The following is a 15,322-nucleotide window of genomic DNA, read 5'->3' on the forward strand; positions in this document are numbered from 1 at the left end:
AACACCGTGGCGCTAGAAGGGTGAGTTCACCATCGAGTGCGCGGCCATCTCCAGGTACGCCAACAGCTCGGCACGATGCTCGTCGTCGAGTGTCTCCGAGTCGATCTCGGCGACGGCCGTGCGCATACAGCGCAGCCACGCATCGCGTTCGATGTAGCCGATCACGAACGGTGCGTGCCGCATGCGCAGCCGTGGATGTCCACGCTGATCGGAGTAGGTCCGCGGGCCGCCCCAGTACTGCTCGAGGAACATCCGCAGCCGCTCCTCGGCGGCGTCGAGCTCGTCCTCGGGGTAGAGGGGAAGCAGGATCTCGTCCTCGCGCACCAGCTGATAGAAGCGCGACACGATGGCGTTGAAGGTCTCATGGCCACCGACTTCGTCGTAGAACGACCGCTGCGGCTGTGTCACGCCACCATTGTGTCTTGTCGCCGGTCGCGGCCGATCGGCCGGGCACGTCACCCGATGTTCATTGGACTGACCAGGGAACACGTGCAGAATTGTCGTGCGATTGACAGGAATCCATGGTGAACTGTCGTGCGGAGGACGTATGGCGCATCGCAAGAAAGGCCCGTCCAGACGGACCGGCCAGCGGCTGCAAGGTGCCGCAGCGGGTGTTTCCGGGCCCGCGGTATCGCATGCGCAGTCGCGCGTCCTGCACAGTGTCGACACCCATCCGCCCAGTACCGGCGAAGGCTCGATCTGGGGCCGGCGGCGGGTCCTCCTGCTGAACTCCACGTACGAACCGTTGACCGCTCTGCCCATGCGGCGGGCGGTCATCATGCTGATGTGCGGCAAAGCCGACGTCGTGCACGACGACCCAGGCGGCCCCGTCATCCACTCCGCGACCCGCTCGATCGTCGTGCCGACGGTGATCCGGCTGCGGTCCTTCGTGCGGGTGCCCTATCGGGCGCGCATCCCGATGACCAGGGCCGCCCTGATGCACCGCGACCGCTTCCGCTGCGCCTACTGCGGTGGCAAGGCCGACACCGTCGACCACGTGGTGCCCCGCAGCCGGGGCGGCGACCACTCCTGGGAGAACTGCGTCGCGGCCTGCTCGACGTGCAATCACCGCAAGGCGGACCGTTTGCTCACCGAGCTGGGCTGGGCGCTGCGCGCCGTCCCGGTGCCCCCCAAGGGCCAGCATTGGCGGCTGCTGTCGAGCGTGAAGGAACTCGACCCGGCCTGGATGCGGTATCTGGGTGAGGGTGCGGCCTGACGCGTGACTAATACGGTTTGCGCGTGAGCACAGCACTTACCCATGCCCTCATCGGAGGGGTTCCGCTGGCCGTACTGCTGGTGTTGATCTTCTTGATCTACGTGGTCGGCCCGAAGCGCAAGAATCCGCACCCGGCGACGTACAAGTTGTCCGAGCCGTGGACGCACGAACCGATCCTGTGGTCGGCCGACGAGCCCGCCGACCACGGTCATGGCGGCCATGGTTCGCACCCCATCACGGTAGGAGGCGGCGCAAGTGGCAAGTGGTGAAGTCGCAACGACGTCTACGCAAGTAGCGGAACTGCCGCGCGGCTGGGTCGTGACGAGCAGCGGACGGCTCTCCGGCGTCACCGAGCCCGGTGAGCTGTCAGTGACGTACCCCTTCCCGACGATGGAGCTGGTGGTCCTCGACGACGCGCTCAAGTTCGGCTCACGGGCCGCCAAGGCGCGTTTCGCGGTCTATCTGGGGGACCTCGGCGAGGACACCGCCGCGACGGCCCGCCAGATCCTGGCCAAGGTGCCGACACCCGACAACGCCGTGCTGTTGGCGGTTTCGCCGAATCAGCGTGCGATCGAGGTCGTGTACGGCAGCGACGTCAAGGGCCGCGGCATCGAGGAGTCCGCACCCAAGGGGGTGGCCGCCGCCGCTGAGCTCTTCAAGCAGGGCGAGGTGATCCCCGGGCTGGTCAAGGCCATCGAGGTGATGAGCGCCGGCGTCAGGCCTGGGGCGTCGCACTAGCCGACGTCGGCCGTCAGCATCCCGCGGATCTCGATGTAGCGCTCGAGGAACCTGCGTTCGTCGAGGCGTTTTCGCCGCATCCAGCCGGTGACCTCGTCGTTGCACTTGCTGGTGTTGCACTTCGCGCACGCAGGCACGACATTGTCGACCGTGTACCGGCCGCCGCGCGAGATCGCCATGACGCAGTCGCGTTGCAGCGCGCCGTCGTTCGCACCGCAGTAGGCGCACCCGTTCCACGCCTCTTTGAGCGCCGCCCACTGCTCAGCGGTCAGGTCATGCTCGACGGCGGCCATCCGCCGCTTGCGCTTGCGCGCCGCCCGTGCTCGTCGACTGCGATTGACCGCCACACGGAAAATCATGCAGCGCTAGCCTGCACAAACTCCCGCAGAACGACGGCGTGTCGCCCGCAGAGGATTACGTGACGTCGAATTTCCTTGCACGCAGCGACCGCTCCACGCCGGCGCGACCCTCGAGCACCAGCCGGCGCAGCGGCGGTGGCACATCCGGATCGGACAGGAACCTGTCGGCGGCGTCCAGGCCGTCCTGGCTGATGTCCCACGACGGGTACAACCCGACGACGACGGTCTGGGCGACCTCGCTCGACCGCCGTTGCCAGACGCCGGAGATGGCGTCGAAGTACTTGTCCCGGAAGGGCTTCAGCAGTTCCTCTTGGCCCGGGCGGACGAAGCCGGCGATGATCGAGCGCGCGGTGGCGTTGGCCAGCGTGTCGTCCTCGATGACCTCCTGCCAGTCCGCCTCCTTCACCGCCAACTGCGGGCGCGCCGCGGCGGCCTGCGCGGCGTGCCGTCCACCCGCGGCAGTCGGATCGCGTTCGGCCTCAGCGTCGATGAACGGCGTCTCCGGTCCGTCGGCGTCGATCACCCCGGCAGTCGCGAGCGCGGTGACGATGCGCCACCGCAAATCGGTGTCGATCACCAAACCCGGCATGTTCACCGCCGCTGGCTCGTTGTCCAGCAGTGTCGACAGCACGGCGACGTGGTTCGGTGACAGCACCGATGCGCACAGCGCGTTCACGAACGCCAGTTGGTGGTCTGAGCCCGGCTGAGATTCACGCGCCAGATCCAGCAGCGCGTCTCCGAACGCCGGCCAGCCGTTCTCGGCCGCCCACGTCGGGTCGGCGTAGGAGGCGAGCGCGGTCTGCGCCTGCAGCAGCAGGCGTTGCGCCACACCCACTTCCGATTCGGCGTGCACACCGCTGATGACCAGTGCGACGAAATCGCGGGCCTTCAGTTCGGCGTCGCGCGTCATCTCCCATGCCGCCGACCACGCGAGCGTGCGGGGCAGCGGATCGGCGATGTCCGCGATACGGGTCAGCACCGTCTGCAACGACTGCGGGTCGAGCCGCAGCGAGCAGTAGGTCAGGTCGTCGTCGTTGACGAGGATGAGCTGGCCGCGCGAAACACCCTGCAATGGAGGAACTTCGGTGGTATCGCCGTCGACGTCGAGCTCTTCGCGGTGGGTCCGCACCAGCTTTCCGTTGCCGTCGTCGTCATAGATCCCGACCGCGAGACGGTGCACACGCGTCTCCCCGGCGCCCGGCTGCGCCCCGCTCTGCGAGATCGCGAAGCGCGTGAAACGACCCTCGGCGTCGACGTCGAACTCTGGGCGAAGCGTGTTGAGCCCGGTGGTCTTCAGCCACTGCCTGCCCCAGCCGGACAGATCGCGTCCGGAGGCCTTCTCCAGCGCGCCGAGCAGATCCCCGAACGTCGCATTCGCAAAAGCGTGGTCGCGGAAGTAATCCCGCAGCCCCGACAGGAACTCCTCCAGCCCGACGTACGCGACGAGCTGTTTGAGCACACTGGCACCCTTGGCGTAGGTGATGCCGTCGAAGTTCACCTCGACGGCGGCCAGGTCGGGGATGTCAGCGGCCACCGGATGCGTCGACGGCAGCTGGTCCTGCCGGTACGCCCACGACTTCTCGACGTTCGCGAACGTGGTCCACGCCTGCTTGTATTCCGTCGCCTCGTCCTGGCACAGCACCGACGCGAACGTTGCGAACGACTCGTTGAGCCACAGGTCATCCCACCACTGCATGGTGACCAGGTCGCCGAACCACATGTGGGCCATCTCGTGCAGCACCGTCTCCGCGCGGCGCTCGTACGACGCCCGGGTCACCTTGCTGCGAAAGACGTAGTCCTCCAGGAAGGTCACCGCGCCGGCGTTCTCCATCGCGCCCGCGTTGAACTCCGGCACGAAGAGCTGGTCGTACTTGCCGAAGGCGTACGGCACTCCGAAGTTCTTGTGGTAGAAGGCAAATCCCTGCTTCGTCTCGGTGAACAGTCGCTCGGCGTCCATGAACTCGGCCAGCGATGCGCGGCAGAACAGGCCCAGCGGAATGTCGCCGTGCTCGTCGCTGTAGTTGTCGTCCCAGCGTGTGTACGGGCCGGCGATCAGCGCCACCAGATAGGTGCTCATCCGTGGCGTGATGACGAAACTGTGCTTCTTGGCGTCACCCGCATCCTCGACGCCCGCGGTGGCGCCGTTGGAGACGACCTCCCAGTGCGGTGGCGCGGTGACCGTCACCTCGAACGTCGCCTTGAGGTCGGGCTGGTCGAAGCACGCGAACATCCGCTTCGCGTCGGCGGTCTCGAACTGCGAATACAGGTAGACCTCGTCGTCGACCGGGTCGACGAACCGGTGCAGGCCCTCGCCGGTGTTCGAGTAGCGGCAGTCGGCGTCGACGGCGAGGACGTTGTGACCGGCCAGGCCCGTCAGCGGAATGCCGGTCGACTCGTCGTACCCCGACACGTCGATGTCGCGGCCGTTGAGGACCGCGCTGCGGATCCGGTCGGCGGCGATGTCGATGTAGGTGTCGGCACCGTCCAGCGCGTCGAACTCGACGGTCGTCAGCGATCGGAAGGTGGTCTCGCCGGGCTTGCCGGCGCCGTCGGTCAGATCGAGTTCGATGCGGTAGTTGTCGACGGTGACGAGGGCGGCGCGTTCGACCGCCTGGTCGCGAGTGAGGTTGGGAAGTGCCACGAGTCCAACCTAGTGGTCGGGCCCGTTGGGAGGCGCGTCAGAACCCCGGTATCCCCAGCCTGCTGAGCCCGCTGAGCCCGGTGAGCCCATTGAGTCCTTCGAGGATGGTGCCGTTGCCGATCTGCGTCATCATCGACGGGCAGTACGCCGAGATGGCGATGCCGGTGAAGAAAGCAGCGACGTCAGGGTTGATGCCGTGGTTGGACACGGTGGAGTACACCGACGCCAGGTTCTTCCCCGGTTCGACGAGCATCGGGCAGATCGACTGACCCAGCTTCTCGGTGCTCACCGGATCGCCGTAGCTGATGCCGGCGTCGTTCAATGCGTTGAGGAAGCTGGTGTCGACGGGTTCGGCGGACGCCGGTGCCGCGAGGCTCAATGCCGTGGCGACGCCGACCAGTGTCATGGTGGCCGTGCGTTTCGCTTTTATCACAGGTGCAACACTGATTGACAACCGTCACATCGACAACACCGTTGTGTAACGGTTTGCACACTATGCGTGTCCTCTGCGCCATTCCTTGGAAAAGCATGGCAGCGGGAACACCCGCGCAGGGTGCAAGGTTGTGGGAAGAGTCGTCTGAACTACCACCCGAGAGGTTTTTCATGGCCGAGAAGTCTGTCGCCGATTTCTGGTTCGACCCGCTGTGCCCGTGGTGCTGGATCACCTCGCGCTGGATCCTCGAGGTCGAGAAGGTGCGCGATATCGAGGTGAACTTCCACGTAATGAGCCTCGCCGTGCTCAACGAGAACAGGGAAGACCTGCCCGAGCAGTACCGCGAAGGCCTCAAGCAGGCATGGAAGCCGGTTCGCGTGGCCATCGCCGCCGAGCAGGCGAAGGGCAGCGAGATCCTCGCGCCGCTGTACACCGCGATGGGCACGCGCATCCACAACCAGGACAACAAGGACTTCGACGCCGTCATCAAGGAGTCGTTGGAGGAGGTCGGGCTTCCGGCCGAACTGGCCGAGGCGGCCGACACCGACAAGTACGACGAGGCGCTGCGCAAGAGCCACCACGCGGGCATGGATGCCGTCGGCGACGACGTCGGCACCCCGACGATCCACGTCAACGGCGTCGCCTTCTTCGGCCCGGTGCTGTCGAAGATCCCGCGCGGCGAAGAGGCGGGCAAGCTGTGGGACGCCTCGGTGACGTTCGCGTCGTATCCGCACTTCTGGGAGCTCAAGCGCAGCCGCACCGAGCCGCCGACTTTCGACTGACTTCGTCGACCGTGCACTGACCGGTCGTGACGCTCTGCCAGAATGGCCGCCATGCGCGTCTACCTGGGAGCCGACCACGCGGGCTTCGAGTTCAAGCAGCGGATCATCGAGCACCTGAAGTCGAAGGGGTACGAGCCCATCGACTGCGGCGCGTACACGTACGACGCTGACGACGACTACCCGGCGTTCTGCATCGCCGCCGCGGAGAAGACCGTCGCCGACCCGGACAGCCTCGGTATCGTGCTGGGCGGCTCGGGTAACGGTGAGCAGATCGCGGCCAACAAGGTGCCCGGCGTGCGGTGCGCGCTGGCCTGGAGTGTCGAGACGGCGAAACTCGCGCGTGAGCACAACAACGCGCAGGTGATCGGCATCGGTGGACGCATGCACACCGAAGAGCAGATGCTCGAGATCGTCGACGCGTTCCTGTCCACGCCGTGGTCGAAAGCCGAACGCCACCAACGGCGTATCGACATCCTCTCCGAGTACGAGCGCACGCACATCGCGCCGCCCGTGCCGGGCGCACCGAGCTAGGGATGCCCGAAGGGCACACCCTGCACCGGCTGGCCCGGCTGCATCAGCGTCGGTTCGGGCGCGCACCGGTGCTGGTGTCCAGCCCCCAGGGGCGATTCGCTGAAGGGGCGGCCGCCGTCAACGGCCGCATCCTGAAGAAGACCAGCGCGTGGGGTAAGCATCTGTTCCACCACTACGACGGCGGCCGCGTCGTGCACGTGCATCTCGGGCTGTACGGCACGTTCACCGAATTTCCTGTCCCGCCGCCCCTGCCCGTCGGACAGGTGCGCATGCGGATGGTTGGCGCCGAGTACGGAACCGACCTGCGCGGGCCGACGGTGTGTGAGGTGATCACCGAGCCCGAGATCGGCGATATCGTTTCCCGGCTGGGTCCGGACCCGCTGCGCCGCGACGCGGACGGCACGCTGGCTTGGGTCCGAATTCGTAAGTCTCGCAGGGTGATCGGTGCACTGTTGATGGACCAGACGGTGATCGCCGGAGTCGGGAACGTGTACCGCTGCGAACTGCTCTACCGACACGGCGTCGACCCTTACCGGCCGGGCACACACATCGATGAGGACGAGTTCAAAGCGATGTGGACCGATCTCGTCGAACTGATGAAGGTCGGCTTGCGGCGGGGCAAGATCGTCGTCGTCCGCCCGGAGGACGACCACGGGCCGCCGTCGTATGCGCCCGGCCGGCCGCGGACTTACGTGTATCGGCGGGCCGGGGACCCGTGCCGGGTGTGCGGTACGGAGATCCGCACCGCAGTGTTGGAGGGACGCAACTTGTTCTGGTGTCCGACCTGCCAGAGCTGAGGATTCACTCTGCGTCTAGGCCGCATTCTGAGTCGAAACTTGGGCCTGGGCGCAGAGTCAACGGGCGACGGGCTCAGAAGCCGCCGAAGTCGCCTCCGAAATCGCCGCCACCCCAATCGCCGCCGCCGTCGCCTCCCCAGCCGCCACCGTCGCCGCCGCCGTCGCCTCCCCAGCCGCCGCCACCGTCTTGACCCTGATCGAAGCCCTGGTCGTATCCCTGGGCGAAGCCCTGGTCGTATCCGCTGCCGTGCATGCCGGAGAACAGTGCGTCGAACAGCAGCACCGACCCGACTCCCCACGCGCCCGCGACGAGCGCCGGCTTCCACCACGGCTCGGAGTACCAGCCCGCGGGCACTGGCCGACCGGCCACCCGACCGCCGGGGTAGTAGTTCGGGGTGCGCTCCGACGGGGTCGGCGACGCCTCGATTTCGCGGCCCTCGAAGTTGACCCGCCGATCCTCGGTCACCGTGCCCGCGGCGCGTTGGCCCGTCAGCGTCTCCAGCTCGGGCCCCGGGTCCATGCCCATCGCGACGCGGGCCGCGCGGACGTAGTAAAGGCCTTCGAGCGCGCTCTCTTTGGCGAGCAACGCCTGCTTGGCGGTGGTGGCCTGCTCGATCTGCGAACCCGCGGCCGTATAGCGCTCGGACGCGTCGGCGAGGGCCTGCTTGGATGCGTCGTCGGTGCCGGTCAGGTTGATCACCTGGCCGCCGAGACGTTCGATCACGCGGCGAGCGTCCGCCTTCGCATCGTCGAGTGTGGCGGCGTTGCGTCGATCGGAGGCCTTCATCGCCCCGTACACGACCACGCCGAGCGCCACGACCACCAGGACAACGAGGACGAGCAGAACGCCGTTCATGACGCTCAGCCTACCGACAGGAAACGCGAAGATCGGCACACGAACAGACAGGCGGTTACGCCGAGAGCGGAGGCTGCAGCGCGAGAATTTCGCGGAGATGCCAGGCGAAGTCGCCGTCGGCGCCCTTGTCGGGATGGCTGAAGTATTCGGTGTGAGCCGATCCACGCTTGAAGCGTTCGGGCTCGTTGCCGGTCACCGGGATGTCGCGAATGCCGGATCCGAACAGGGGACCCAACTCGCCGCCGAACCAGTCGCCGCTTCGGCTGCCCCGAGTGACCGGAAACCACAGGTTCGTCCAGCGGGTGGTTTGAAAGAGCTCGTTGTCGCACGCGACGACTACCCCACGGCGTAGCAGTCCGTCGAACAGCTCCCGTCGGTAGGCGCTTTCGGAGGTTTTGAAGCCGCTCAGCAGCGGCATCCGCGTCAACAGCAGGTCGGCGTAGACCAAGGGTGCGCCGATGGTGACGAAATCAGTTATGTGCCAAAGTTTCTGAGCCTGAGCCCGCCACAGCTTCAGCGCGTCATAGGCGATATAGGTGCCGACGCCGTGGGCGACGACCACGATTCGCGTGTATCCCTCCTCATGCAGGTCGCGTAGAAGGTTCACCAGGCCACCGCGAATGGCCCGTCGCGCCGCATATGAAGACGGCGACGGGTCCAGGTAGCGGGCACTGTCGACCAGTGGCGCCGTCCTCTTGTTGACCAACGCGCGCGCGAGCATTCGGTAGAGACCGAACCAGAAGATCAGCACGATGGCGCTGGTGACCAGACCGATGATCCACACCGGAACATCGGAATTCAGCGCGTAGCCGGCGATGAACAGCACGGGGATCACCGAGAGCATCGCCAACACAGTTGTCCACACCAGTCGCCATGCCCCGAACAGGGCATCGGGGACGTTGCTTGGTCGACGAACCAACAGCCGCAGCGCCGTCGGGGCAACGCCGGCGTACTTGCCCGCGGTCATGAGGTACGGCCAGTGGTACTCGAAGAATTCGACGCCCCCTTGTCCGGGTCCGCGTTTCGGAGCGGTGAAGCGGCGCGCTTCGTATGTGTCGGTGATCTCCGCAGGTTGCGGGTGGTAATCCCACTTTTCGTGCAGTGCCGTCCTGACGAACCCGTCGAACGTTTCCATTGGACGTTTCTCACCCATCCCGTGGACGAGCACCACCGCTGTGCGCACTTGTTCCTCGGCTGCCATGTCACCTTTCGGAATCTCGTGTCGCGACGGACGTCGCTGCATTCTCAACCACATCGCGCGCCCGCGCCGGAAATCTCAACCAGGCGTGGTCAGGAATTGGGGTGGCCCCGCTCGTCGCACGGCGCCAGGTGATCTTGTTCGAAGGTCGCCAGCGAGCGCTCCATCTCGGTCGGCTTGATGCTGCCGCTCCAGTTCCCATAGGGATGGTCGAGGGCGAAGACAACGATCAGTCCCGCCGCGACGAGCGCCGCCACCAAGCCGATTGGTATCGCTTGAATCAGAGCCGACTCTCGCCGGTCGGCCTGCACGCACATGTAGGCGAGAATCGCTATCGCGCCGATGCCTAACACGATCCAAAGGGGCAGCGGTACTGACGGGGTGGCTTCCGCGAGCCGCTCGCGGCGTCCTTCGCGACGCTGGGCCTGCTCGTCGAACCATTGCGCGTAGGCGACCTCCTGTTTGGCGCCGACGGGATTCGCAGCGGTGAAGTCGTGTGCCATCGTGTTCACCCAGGACTGCACCACCTGCGACGAGGTGCCGTTTCGCATCGCGGGCCACTCATCTGAGATGACCGCTCGCGCATAGCAATTCAGGTCACCGTGTAGACGCTCGCCCGGCTCGCCACCGAGCACTTCGGCGATGACGTGGAGTTCGGCGACGGCGATGGCTTCGCGGCTCGCGCCCTCGCGGGCGTGTTGGTAGGTCTGCAGAGAGAAGAGGATGACGAAGGCGAGCATGACCGCGAACATCGTGCCGAGGACGGACATGTAGGTGTCCGCGCGGGACGAATCGACGAACCAGCCGTTGTCGGGCATGCGACTTCGCACGAACAGGCGTGTGGCGACTGCGGCTGCGATGGCCGCCGCAATGATGAGCGGCGCGATCCAGAGCAGCATCGCCGCACCTTAACCACCGCGACGATCGACCGTATGCAGATCGGAGAAGCCCGAGTCCCGCTTACTCCACCCGTAGGCCGGTGACCGCAAAGCGCTCGACCTCGGCGTGATGGCCACCGGTCCACGCCGCCAGCGTGACGACCCCAGGCGCTGCGCCGTTCATCGGTAGCCGAGCCGACCACGGTCGCTTGTCGCCGCCGGTCATCAGACAGGAGAACTCGCCGAGCACCCGGCGCGCGGGCCCCTGCAACACCGCCAGGTGCACGCATTCGTCGACGCCGGTGATGATGCCGCCGGCATCAATGGCTGAGCCCGCGACGATGCTGCCGTAGGCGGGTGTGTCGAGGGTCAACATGGCGTCGCGTGTCCCGACGACTTCCCAGGGCGCATCGGGGCTGTCGCCGAAGCGGGCGAGGTGGACCGCCGCCGCGGTTCGCTCCTTCCCGTCTGATATCTCGTAGCCGACGTCGACCCACGCCTCGTTGCCCTCATCGGTGACGTGTAAGGCCCTGTTGATCTCGGTGAACCCGAGGAAGTCCTGGGTGAATCTGACCGCGGTCTCGGCAGCCTCGCCGTGCCAGGGATTCTCAGCGCGTGCCGCGCCGTCGATGAGCCATCGCTCCGCTTCCTGCTGGGAGGCGAACGGCCACAGCGGGGGGTACGGAAATGCGGTGGGCTGAGCGGTCGACGGGGGGCCAACGCAGGCCGTCAGCGTCAGCAAGATCACTAATGCCGTGGTGAAGCATCGACGCATCAGAGCCAGAGTATCGACGGCGGTCCGGTCGGGCCCAACGGCACCGAGACAGAACGCCTCGATCATCGGACACAGGTTCACCGAGGCGTTGGTTGGCGACGGGAATCGCATCTTGACGCAGCCCATACCGCCATGGCATTGTGACGTACGCAACTGTAACATAACTTATGTTTCAGTCGGATCTGTGGCCGAACGTGGGAGAAAACAATGTCGACGAGTCTGTTGAGCGAGGCCGAGGTGGCCGTCGCGGACGTGAATGTCTTCGATCCGCAGTGGTGGGTGGACGGTCCCCCGCACGAGCTGTTCAAGCGGATGCGCGACGCAGCACCCGTGCACTGGAACCCGCTGCCCGACGGCACCGGCTGCTGGGCGCTGTTCCGGCACGCCGACATCTCGACCGTCAGCCATGACTCGGAGACCTTCTCCAGCGCCAAGGGCGGCGTGTTCATCAACCCTGATCAGCTGGTGAACCTGGACGTGATCAGCAACATGCTGCTGTATATGGACCCGCCCACGCACACCCGCTACCGCAAGATCGTGGCCAAGGTGTTCACCCCTGCCTCGGTGGCGAAGCTCGAAGAGGGCGTCCGCGCGCGGGTCGCCAAGACCATCGACAACGTCATCGAAGCCGGCAAGGCGGATTTCGCCGCGGACATCGCGGTGCCGATCCCGCTGCACATTCTGATGGAGCTGATGGGCGCGCCCGAGGAGGATCTGCCCAAGTTCTATGACTGGACCGAGCGCATCGAGCAGGGCATCCGGGCGACGGAGTCCAACACCGGGGCCGTGGTCTTCGGTGAGATGGCCGGCTATCTGGCCCAGCAGGTGATGCAGCAGATGGAAGCTGCCGTCGAGGACTCCCTGGTGATGCGGCTGCGCAACGCCGAGGTCGACGGGGAGAAGCTCAACGACCTGGAGATCGTCATGTTCTTCGGGCTGCTGACCTTCGCGGGCAACGACACCACGCGCAACACCGCCGCCGCCGGGCTGCGCACGCTCATCGAGCATCCCGACGCGCTGAATGAGCTCTACGACGACCCGAGCCTGATTCCCAACGCCATCGAGGAACTGCTGCTGGACGTCTGTGGTGCAGTGGTTCGCCCGCACCGCCACGCGTGACGTCGAGCTCGGCGGCAAGCAGATCAACGCCGGTGACAAGGTCGTCATGTGGTATGGCAGCGGATCGCGCGACGAGGCCGTGTTCGAGAACGCGGACACCTTCGACATCCACCGCCCCAAGCCCGACCACATGGCGTTCGGCGGCGGCCGGCACTTCTGTCTGGGCGCGAGCCTGGCGCGGCTGGAACTGCGTGTCATCTTCGAAGAGGTCCTGGGCCGGATGAAGGATCTGCGGCTCGACGGCACCCCCGAACTCGTGCCGTCGAACTGGGCCTACGGACTGTCGTCGTTGCCGGTCGCCTTCACGCCCGGCCCGCGCACAGTGAGCAGCTGATGAAGGCTCTCGTGGATCCCACTAAATGCGCAGGTATCGGATTGTGCGAAGCCACCGCGCCCAGCGTGTTCGAGGTCGGTGACGACGGCCTGGGACGCGTCGTGGTCGACGAGGTATCCGCTGACGATGTGCCGGCCGTGCAGGAAGCCATCGGCAACTGCCCGGCGCGGGCGCTGGCCCTGGCGGACTGATATCCAAGCGGACCGATATCGACCCCGGCGCCACCTCCGGCTACCAGGGCGACTGCGCGCACCTTTTGCCTATCCTGGGACGCGAGTCGCCGGACGGAGTGGTAGTTCATGCACAAATTGGTGGAGCGGAAGGACTACTTTTCGGCAGCCATCGAACTCCTGGCCGAAGCCGACCACGGCGGGTTGAAGATGGCGCCGCTGTGTCGCCGGCTCGAGGTGACGACGGGGTCGTTTTACAACTACTTCGGCAGCTGGGCTGGATTCAAGACGGCGTTTCTGGAGTTCTGGCTCAACGACCGGACCTTGAACCTGGCGGAGATCGCCCGTAGGCAAGAGGACCCGCAGCGTTCGTTGACCACCCTGATCGATTTCGCCTGCGCATTCCCTCATCGCGCCGAGGCGGCCATCCGGGCCTGGTCGCACAGCGATCAGGAAGTTCGCCAGATTCAGACCGTCGTCGACCAGCAGCGCTACCAGGTCACCTACGACACGGTGCTCCGGCTGATCGACGATCCCCGAGAGGCCGAAACCCTGGCTCGGATGGCGCTTTTCACGCTGACGGGCTACCAGCAGACCCAGCCGTTGCCCGAGGTCGAACACCTGCGCACGTCGCTGAACCTGGTGCTCGCCGAACTCCTCAACGCCCGGCGCCCGGCCGATCGTGAACACCCCGCGTCGGCGGCATCGCAGCCCACGTCGCCGTGAGGACCGCCAGTCGCCCAAGCTTGCGCGAGGCGGTCGTTGGAGCGGGCGACGGGAATCGAACCCGCGTAGCTAGTTTGGAAGACTAGGGCTCTACCATTGAGCTACGCCCGCGTATGTTGCACCAGGCACTGTACCGGCGCCGACGGAATCAAATCCAATTAAGGGCATCGCGTGTCCAGGCCGTAGTATCTCGCGTGGTCGTTCTGCGTTTTGGAGGCGGCCATCGGCGCGGGGTGTAGCGCAGCTTGGTAGCGCATCCGCTTTGGGAGCGGAAGGCCGCAGGTTCAAATCCTGTCACCCCGACTGCACCCGTCCATAGACCAGAGCAACAAGGAGCACGATCGTGAAGAGCACCGTCGAGAAGTTGAGCCCGACCAGGGTTCGCATCAACGTGGAGGTGCCCTTCACCGAACTCGAGCCCGAGTTCGATCGCGCCTTCAAGCAGTTGGCCAGCCAGGTGCGGCTGCCCGGCTTCCGGCCCGGCAAGGCGCCGCGCAAGCTGCTCGAGGCCCGCTTCGGCCGCGAGGCGATGCTGGACCAGGTCGTCAGCGACGCTCTGCCCGGTCGCTACAGCGAGGCGGTCTCCAGCTCGGACCTCCGTCCGATCGGTCAGCCCGAGATCGAGGTCACCAAGAAGGAGTACGGCGAGGACCTGGAGTTCACCGCTGAGGTCGACGTCCGGCCCGACCTCGAGCTCCCGGAGCTCGATGCGCTGAAGATCACAGTCGACGCCATCGAGGTCACCGACGAAGAGGTCGACGCCGAGCTGGAGTCCCTCCGGGCGCGCTTCGGCACGCTGACCGGTGTGGACCGCGCCGCCCAGAACGGCGACTTCGTCTCGATCGACCTGTCGGCCACCGTCGACGGCAAAGAGATCCCCGAAGCCAACACCGAGGGCCTGTCGCACGAGGTCGGCTCCGGTCAGCTGATCGAGGGCCTCGACGAGGCGATCGTCGGCCTCAAGGAGGGGGAGACGCGCGTCTTCACCACCAAGCTCGTCGCGGGTGAGCACGCCGGCGAGGACGCCCAGGTGACCGTCACCGTCAAGTCGGTCAAGGAGCGCGAGCTGCCCGAGCCTGATGACGAATTCGCCCAACTGGCAAGCGAATTCGACACCATCGAGGAGCTCAAGAACAGCCTCACCGAGCAGGTGAAGCGGCTCAAGCGCGTACAGCAGGCCGAGCTGATCCGGGACAAGGTGCTGGAGACGCTGCTCGAGCAAGTCGACGTGCCGCTGCCCGAGAACATCGTGCAGGCGCAGGTGGACGAGGCGCTGCACAACGCCATCCACGGTCTGGACCACGACGAGGAGCGGTTCGCCGAGGCGCTCGAGGCGCAGGGCAGCAGCCGCGAGAAGTTCGACGAGGAGAACCGCACCAACGCGGAGAAGGCCGTCAAGACCCAGCTGCTCGTGGATGCGATCGCCGACAAGCTCGACATCCAGGTCGGACAGAACGACATCACCCAGCGGCTGATCCTGATGTCGCAGCAGTACGGCATGGAGCCGCAACAGCTGCTCGCCGCGCTGCAGGAGAACAACCAGCTTGCGGCGTTGTTCGCGGACGTGCGCCGTGGGCTGGCCGTGGCTGAGATCGTCGAGAACGCCACCGTCACCGACTCGAACGGCGAAGTGGTGGACACCTCGGAGTTCTTCTCGCGGACGGGTCCGGCGGCGGCCACTTCCGAAGCGGACGAGGCTGCAGCCGATGACGCAGCCGACGCCGACGACGATGAAGCCTCCGATGAGGAAACCGCCGACGCCCAGTGAC

The 15,322-nt window shown here is 66.0% G+C and carries 19 protein-coding genes and 2 tRNA genes; 12 read left to right on the forward strand and 9 right to left on the reverse strand.

All coding sequences use genetic code 11. The annotated features are described in order from the left end of the window. Positions 1–12 precede the first annotated feature (12 nt). Positions 13–408, reverse strand: a complete 396-nt coding sequence (locus H7J93_RS07200) for a globin (RefSeq protein ID WP_267305594.1) — start codon at positions 406–408, stop codon at positions 13–15. Between the two features lie 139 nt (positions 409–547). On the opposite strand from H7J93_RS07200, the gene H7J93_RS07205 reads away from it, so the two are divergent. The 3 genes from H7J93_RS07205 to H7J93_RS07215 are packed head-to-tail and all read left to right on the forward strand — an operon-like array spanning position 548 to position 1,954. Next, on the forward strand, positions 548–1,216 hold the full coding sequence (locus H7J93_RS07205; RefSeq protein WP_267305595.1) for an HNH endonuclease: 669 nt from the start codon (positions 548–550) through the stop codon (positions 1,214–1,216). Between the two features lie 23 nt (positions 1,217–1,239). After that, on the forward strand, positions 1,240–1,485 hold the full coding sequence (ctaJ, locus tag H7J93_RS07210) for an aa3-type cytochrome oxidase subunit CtaJ (RefSeq protein ID WP_267305596.1): 246 nt from the start codon (positions 1,240–1,242) through the stop codon (positions 1,483–1,485). After that, positions 1,472–1,954, forward strand: a complete 483-nt coding sequence (locus tag H7J93_RS07215; protein WP_267305597.1) for a DUF5130 domain-containing protein — start codon at positions 1,472–1,474, stop codon at positions 1,952–1,954. Before ctaJ ends, H7J93_RS07215 begins: the two co-directional genes overlap by 14 nt. On the opposite strand, the gene H7J93_RS07220 is transcribed toward H7J93_RS07215, so the two are convergent. The 3 genes from H7J93_RS07220 to H7J93_RS07230 all read right to left on the reverse strand — a co-directional run bounded on the left by H7J93_RS07220 (position 1,951) and on the right by H7J93_RS07230 (position 5,360). Next, positions 1,951–2,301 carry an HNH endonuclease gene (locus H7J93_RS07220; RefSeq protein ID WP_267305598.1) on the reverse strand — a complete coding sequence of 117 codons (351 nt, stop codon included), beginning with the start codon at positions 2,299–2,301 and terminating at the stop codon, positions 1,951–1,953. The two genes, H7J93_RS07215 and H7J93_RS07220, sit on opposite strands and share 4 nt — an antisense overlap. Positions 2,302–2,368: 67 nt before the next feature. Next, positions 2,369–4,954, reverse strand: a complete 2,586-nt coding sequence (gene pepN, locus H7J93_RS07225; protein WP_267305599.1) for an aminopeptidase N — start codon at positions 4,952–4,954, stop codon at positions 2,369–2,371. Between the two features lie 37 nt (positions 4,955–4,991). Continuing rightward, positions 4,992–5,360, reverse strand: coding sequence for a DUF732 domain-containing protein (locus H7J93_RS07230; protein WP_267305600.1), 369 nt, complete (start codon positions 5,358–5,360; stop codon positions 4,992–4,994). 197 nt (positions 5,361–5,557) lie between these two features. Here H7J93_RS07230 and H7J93_RS07235 point away from each other — a divergent pair, with 197 nt between their 5' ends. Genes H7J93_RS07235 through H7J93_RS07245 form a run of 3 tightly spaced genes read left to right on the forward strand, consistent with a single transcriptional unit; the run spans position 5,558 to position 7,497 of the window. Beyond that, positions 5,558–6,169: a mycothiol-dependent nitroreductase Rv2466c family protein gene (locus tag H7J93_RS07235; RefSeq protein ID WP_267305601.1), complete on the forward strand. Its 612-nt coding sequence runs from the start codon at positions 5,558–5,560 to the stop codon at positions 6,167–6,169. Positions 6,170–6,220: 51 nt separating this feature from the next. Further along, complete coding sequence (locus tag H7J93_RS07240) at positions 6,221–6,700, forward strand: ribose-5-phosphate isomerase (RefSeq protein WP_267305602.1); 480 nt, start codon at positions 6,221–6,223, stop codon at positions 6,698–6,700. Positions 6,701–6,702: 2 nt separating this feature from the next. Beyond that, positions 6,703–7,497: an Fpg/Nei family DNA glycosylase gene (locus tag H7J93_RS07245; protein ID WP_267305603.1), complete on the forward strand. Its 795-nt coding sequence runs from the start codon at positions 6,703–6,705 to the stop codon at positions 7,495–7,497. A 73-nt stretch (positions 7,498–7,570) separates the two neighbouring features. Here the strand turns inward: H7J93_RS07245 and H7J93_RS07250 are convergent, their stop codons facing one another. The 4 genes from H7J93_RS07250 to H7J93_RS07265 all read right to left on the reverse strand — a co-directional run bounded on the left by H7J93_RS07250 (position 7,571) and on the right by H7J93_RS07265 (position 11,330). After that, complete coding sequence (locus tag H7J93_RS07250) at positions 7,571–8,353, reverse strand: DUF1542 domain-containing protein (RefSeq protein WP_267305604.1); 783 nt, start codon at positions 8,351–8,353, stop codon at positions 7,571–7,573. 55 nt (positions 8,354–8,408) lie between these two features. Next, positions 8,409–9,554, reverse strand: a complete 1,146-nt coding sequence (locus tag H7J93_RS07255) for a hypothetical protein (RefSeq protein ID WP_267305605.1) — start codon at positions 9,552–9,554, stop codon at positions 8,409–8,411. Positions 9,555–9,643: 89 nt separating this feature from the next. Next, positions 9,644–10,450 carry a bestrophin-like domain gene (locus H7J93_RS07260; protein WP_267305606.1) on the reverse strand — a complete coding sequence of 269 codons (807 nt, stop codon included), beginning with the start codon at positions 10,448–10,450 and terminating at the stop codon, positions 9,644–9,646. 61 nt (positions 10,451–10,511) lie between these two features. Then, positions 10,512–11,330, reverse strand: a complete 819-nt coding sequence (locus H7J93_RS07265; protein ID WP_267305607.1) for a hypothetical protein — start codon at positions 11,328–11,330, stop codon at positions 10,512–10,514. 81 nt (positions 11,331–11,411) lie between these two features. Between H7J93_RS07265 and H7J93_RS07270 the strand changes: the two genes are divergently transcribed. The 4 genes from H7J93_RS07270 to H7J93_RS07285 all read left to right on the forward strand — a co-directional run bounded on the left by H7J93_RS07270 (position 11,412) and on the right by H7J93_RS07285 (position 13,553). Next, positions 11,412–12,323 (forward strand): cytochrome P450, encoded by a 912-nt coding sequence (locus H7J93_RS07270; protein WP_267305608.1) that lies wholly within the window; start codon positions 11,412–11,414, stop codon positions 12,321–12,323. After that, the gene (locus tag H7J93_RS07275; protein WP_267305609.1) at positions 12,289–12,657 is read left to right on the forward strand and encodes a cytochrome P450; all 369 of its coding nucleotides are present in this window, start codon (positions 12,289–12,291) and stop codon (positions 12,655–12,657) included. The genes H7J93_RS07270 and H7J93_RS07275 overlap by 35 nt, the downstream gene beginning before the upstream one ends. Next, positions 12,657–12,848: a ferredoxin gene (locus tag H7J93_RS07280; protein ID WP_267305610.1), complete on the forward strand. Its 192-nt coding sequence runs from the start codon at positions 12,657–12,659 to the stop codon at positions 12,846–12,848. The genes H7J93_RS07275 and H7J93_RS07280 overlap by 1 nt, the downstream gene beginning before the upstream one ends. 108 nt (positions 12,849–12,956) lie before the next feature. After that, entirely contained in the window at positions 12,957–13,553 is a 597-nt protein-coding gene (locus tag H7J93_RS07285) for a TetR/AcrR family transcriptional regulator (RefSeq protein WP_267305611.1), read from the forward strand. A 37-nt stretch (positions 13,554–13,590) separates the two neighbouring features. Here H7J93_RS07285 and H7J93_RS07290 read toward each other — a convergent pair. Further along, positions 13,591–13,664: transfer RNA gene (locus tag H7J93_RS07290), tRNA-Gly, on the reverse strand. Positions 13,665–13,782: 118 nt separating this feature from the next. Here H7J93_RS07290 and H7J93_RS07295 point away from each other — a divergent pair. Together H7J93_RS07295 and tig are read left to right on the forward strand one after the other, a co-directional pair. After that, positions 13,783–13,856 (forward strand) — tRNA-Pro (locus H7J93_RS07295). 40 nt (positions 13,857–13,896) lie between these two features. Then, positions 13,897–15,321 (forward strand): trigger factor, encoded by a 1,425-nt coding sequence (tig, locus tag H7J93_RS07300; RefSeq protein ID WP_267305612.1) that lies wholly within the window; start codon positions 13,897–13,899, stop codon positions 15,319–15,321. The last annotated feature ends 1 nt before the right edge of the window (position 15,322 follow it).

Origin of the sequence: Mycobacterium barrassiae (genome assembly GCF_025822765.1) — a bacterium.
Taxonomy (GTDB): domain Bacteria; phylum Actinomycetota; class Actinomycetes; order Mycobacteriales; family Mycobacteriaceae; genus Mycobacterium; species Mycobacterium barrassiae.

Excerpts from the sequence above, each read along its gene's own strand:
- H7J93_RS07205 (WP_267305595.1), top strand. The coding sequence starts at position 548 with ATGGCGCATCGCAAGAAAGGCCCGTCCAGACGGACCGGCCAGCGGCTG.
- H7J93_RS07230 (WP_267305600.1), bottom strand. The coding sequence starts at position 5,360 with ATGACACTGGTCGGCGTCGCCACGGCATTGAGCCTCGCGGCACCGGCG.
- H7J93_RS07235 (WP_267305601.1), top strand. The coding sequence starts at position 5,558 with ATGGCCGAGAAGTCTGTCGCCGATTTCTGGTTCGACCCGCTGTGCCCG.
- H7J93_RS07240 (WP_267305602.1), top strand. The coding sequence starts at position 6,221 with ATGCGCGTCTACCTGGGAGCCGACCACGCGGGCTTCGAGTTCAAGCAG.
- H7J93_RS07245 (WP_267305603.1), top strand. The coding sequence starts at position 6,703 with ATGCCCGAAGGGCACACCCTGCACCGGCTGGCCCGGCTGCATCAGCGT.
- H7J93_RS07250 (WP_267305604.1), bottom strand. The coding sequence starts at position 8,353 with ATGAACGGCGTTCTGCTCGTCCTCGTTGTCCTGGTGGTCGTGGCGCTC.
- H7J93_RS07255 (WP_267305605.1), bottom strand. The coding sequence starts at position 9,554 with ATGGCAGCCGAGGAACAAGTGCGCACAGCGGTGGTGCTCGTCCACGGG.
- H7J93_RS07260 (WP_267305606.1), bottom strand. The coding sequence starts at position 10,450 with ATGCTGCTCTGGATCGCGCCGCTCATCATTGCGGCGGCCATCGCAGCC.
- H7J93_RS07265 (WP_267305607.1), bottom strand. The coding sequence starts at position 11,330 with ATGGGCTGCGTCAAGATGCGATTCCCGTCGCCAACCAACGCCTCGGTG.
- H7J93_RS07270 (WP_267305608.1), top strand. The coding sequence starts at position 11,412 with ATGTCGACGAGTCTGTTGAGCGAGGCCGAGGTGGCCGTCGCGGACGTG.
- H7J93_RS07280 (WP_267305610.1), top strand. The coding sequence starts at position 12,657 with ATGAAGGCTCTCGTGGATCCCACTAAATGCGCAGGTATCGGATTGTGC.
- H7J93_RS07285 (WP_267305611.1), top strand. The coding sequence starts at position 12,957 with ATGCACAAATTGGTGGAGCGGAAGGACTACTTTTCGGCAGCCATCGAA.